Origin of the sequence: Sulfolobus sp. B1, from assembly GCF_007050195.1 — an archaeon.
In the GTDB taxonomy this organism is placed as follows: Archaea; Thermoproteota; Thermoprotei_A; order Sulfolobales; family Sulfolobaceae; genus Saccharolobus.
This window is the reverse complement of sequence record NZ_QIMI01000273.1, coordinates 1-1,101: the sequence shown is the minus strand read 5'-3', so window position 1 is coordinate 1,101 and position 1,101 is coordinate 1. Positions and strand designations below refer to the sequence as shown.

The 1,101-nt window shown below is 31.5% G+C and carries 1 protein-coding gene; it reads left to right on the top strand.

What is annotated here, in order from left to right; genetic code table 11:
- On the top strand, positions 1-1,101 hold a 1,101-nt coding region (locus DMP16_RS10125; RefSeq protein ID WP_143577212.1), incomplete at both ends, for a DUF1743 domain-containing protein.

The window sequence follows — 1,101 nt, the reverse complement described above, 5'->3', positions numbered from 1 at the left end:
GGGAATAAAAAGGAACTGTTAGAACTTATTTCATATTATTCAGAGAAATATACTAAGCACATATCCTTAGCTAATCAATATGGAAGGAGACCTGGAATAGCCATAATCGAATATGATAACTATGAAAAACATAAGGGATTAATACATAATTTTTACGTTAAGGCTGTAACGGATGTAGTTCCATTAGAATATGCAATAATTTTTTCAAAAAAAATTAAAGCTGAAATACAAGGAAATAGAGGAATAATAGGTAGTATAGCTTCTATCGGCGTATATGGAAATTATACTTATGAACTAATAACCTACAGGAAGAAGGATAATTGGTTCACTAAAAGAAAAATTGATAAGGAAAGTATAAGGAAAGTAGATGAAGCCTTTTTCCCCAAGGTATTTGCTAACTATGACTATGTCAAGAGAAAACCCCTCATAATTTCACACGGATATGATCCAATCCTTTACGGCATAAGAGGAATAATGATAGAACCTCTATTTGAGGCGACTAACATGATTGGGGTTGATGAAGACATTGACTTTATGATGCTATTCAAAACTAACCAAGGCACTGATTTCCACTTTATAAGAACAGGAGATCATTACTATCAGGGGGTAAGAAAGCTAATCAAAATAGATAACATATCAGTTCTAGAAGGCGGAGATGTAGTGATTACGGGTAGTAATGGAGATGTGCTCATTGCATTTAAAGAAACCGGGGAGTTAAATGAAGCAACAAAACAATTGACCAAGGGAGATGTTATAATTGCTTATGGATCTATTAAGCCATCTGTAAAATTTGGAAAAGTAATAGAGTTAGAAAAAATTGAGATAATTCAATTAATTGATATAATATACGAAAATCCTAAATGTCCTAAATGTAACCACTCAATGGAATCTTTAGGTAAAAATAAGGGATATAGATGCAGGAAATGTAAATATGAACTCAATGATATTTCAAAGGTCATAAAAAGAATAGATAGAAACATAAGTTTAGGTATTTATCAGTCACGATATTATAGGCATTTAACTAGACCGATTTTCCTAGAGATCAAAAACGACAGTGAAAAAGTTGAAAAAATCTATCTTCCGCTTCTTCTAAATAATTTA